Source organism: Mesorhizobium sp. M4B.F.Ca.ET.017.02.2.1, assembly GCF_003998955.1.
Taxonomy (GTDB): domain Bacteria; phylum Pseudomonadota; class Alphaproteobacteria; order Rhizobiales; family Rhizobiaceae; genus Mesorhizobium; species Mesorhizobium abyssinicae.
The window spans coordinates 1-2,297 of sequence record NZ_RZOF01000551.1; the positions used below are offsets into that span (position 1 = coordinate 1).

Annotated in this window: 1 protein-coding gene and 1 pseudogene; both read left to right on the top strand. The window is 68.1% G+C overall.

The genetic code is table 11. The annotated features are described in order from the left end of the window. Nucleotides 1–319: pseudogene (locus EN738_RS33610) on the top strand (hydantoinase/oxoprolinase family protein); the annotation flags it as partial. 4 nt (nucleotides 320–323) lie between these two features. Then, nucleotides 324–2,297: hydantoinase B/oxoprolinase family protein (locus EN738_RS33615; RefSeq protein ID WP_127287294.1), on the top strand; the 1,974-nt coding region annotated here is incomplete at its 3' end.

Consider the following 2,297-nt stretch of genomic DNA (forward strand, 5'->3'; position numbering starts at 1 on the left):
GCTCTACGATTTTCACGACCCGGACGGCGAGATCGAGCTTGTGAACGTGCGGCTGTCCGCCATCGGCGCGGGGCCGAAACTCTCCTTCCCGGAGACAGACGAGATCGGCGCCGCCGCCATTCCGGCGCGCCGTCTCCCGGTCTACACGGGCGCGAGCCTCGAAGTCGTGGACCTCCACGACCGGCAGACCCTTGTGCCGGGCAGCACCTTCCGGGGGCCTGCCGTGGTCGTGCAGGAAGACACCACCTTCGCCATTCCCGCGGGAGCGCAGGCGCGCGTCGACCGCCACCTCAACCTTCTGCTGACCTTCGCGGAGTGACGCCATGTTTGACCGGACAAACCTGCAGGTTCTGGCGAACCACGCCCGCGCGGCCGCCGAAAACATGGCCCACACGCTGCACCGCACCGCGCACTCCGCCTTCGTCAAGGAGACGCAGGATTTCACCGTGATGCTGATGGACCGTGCGGGGGCGACCTTCGCCGTGCCGATGGAACTCGGCGCCACGTGGTATCCGGGACTTTCCTACCACCGCGCGATCGCCATGGTCGACGACTACCGACCTGGAGACGTCGCCTTCACCAACGATCCCTATTCGGGCCACGTCGCCACGCACGCCCCCGACACGCATCTGTGGAAGCCGGTCTTCGTCGACGGCGAGATCGTCGCCTGGACCGGAGGTCACATCCACAACACCGACATGGGCGGGGCGGTGCCGGCTTCGCTCAGCCGGGCGCTGATCGAAATCCATCAGGAAGGCATCCGCTTCCCGCCGATGAAGCTGGTGCGGGAGGGCGTCTTCGACGAGACGATCCTGCGCATCATGAGCACCAATGTGCGCAAGCCCGACCTCAACATCGGCGACATCAAGGCGCTTGTCGGCGCGCTCAACACCGGCGAGCGCAAGATCCAGGCAATGGTGCGGAAGTTCGGCAAGGCCGGCTTCATCGAAGGGGTTGCCGCACTTCTCGATCATGCCGAGGCGCAGGCGCGCGACGTGCTGCGCGCCATGCCCGACGGCACGTGGGAATTCGCCGACTATGCCGACGAGGATTCGGTCGAGGCCAATCCCTGCCGGCTGAAGCTGACGCTGACGATCAAGGGCGACGAGGCGGTGCTCGACTTCACCGGCTCCGATCCGCAGTTGGGCTCCTCGCTTAACGTGCCTTCAGGTGGCGACCCGCGCCACACCATGCTGCTGGTCGGCGTCTACTACGTGCTCTACACGCTCAACCCAAAGCTCCTGCTCAACACCGGCCTCACGCGGCCCTTCACCTGCATCACGCCGCAGGGGTCGGTGCTCAATCCGGTCCACCCGGCAGCGGTGGGCATGCGCTCGCTCACCTGCGCCCGGCTGCGCTCGGTCATCTTCGGCGCCTTCTCGCAGGCCGTGCCGGAGCGCCTGCCCGCGGCGCCGGCCGGCAACAACTGCATCGTCAACGTCATGACTATCGACGAGCGCAGCAGCCGCACGGTCATCGCCGCCGTGAACCCGGTGGTGGGCGGCGGCGGTGCGATGCCGCATCGCGATGGGACCAACGGATCGGGCGCCGATGCCGCCTATCTCAAGAACACGCCGATCGAAATCACCGAGACCGAGACCCCGGTCGAATTCGTGAAATACGGGCTCGCCAGGGACAGCGGCGGGGCGGGCCGCTGGCGCGGCGGGCTGGCGACCGAGATGGCCTTCCGCGTCTTTGCCCCCGACTCCAGGATCACGGCCCGCAACCGCGACCGCAGTTTCTTCCGTCCCTGGGGCGTGCTGGGCGGCAAGGCCGCCGGCCTGTCGGACATGGTCGTCAATCCGGGCACCGAGCACGAGCGGCGGCTGGGCAACATCGACACCGCGGTGCTGCAGCCCGGCGACCTGCTCGATATCCGCTCCGCCGGAGGCGGCGGGCGCGGCGATCCGCACGTGCGCGAGCCCTGGCGGGTCGCACAGGACGTTCGGCGCGGCTATGTCTCAGAGACATCGGCGGAGCGCGACTATGGCGTCGTCCTACGCGGCGGCGAGGTCGACGAGCAGGCGACGGAAAGGCTGCGCGCGCGGCAAAAGCCGTCCGCCGGCCATTTCCATTTCGGTCCAGAGCGCGACGGCTACGAAGCGCAATGGACCCCTGCGGCCTACGACCGGCTCACCGCCATACTGAGCGACCTGCCGATCCACTGGCGGTTCTTCGCCAAGACCGAGATCTTCCGCCGCATGAAGGGGGGCTCCGGGCCGGAGGGCGTACAGGCGGCCTTCGATGCGGCGTGCGAACGGTTCCCCGAACTGCCGCGTCCTCGCCCGGTGCGAGAG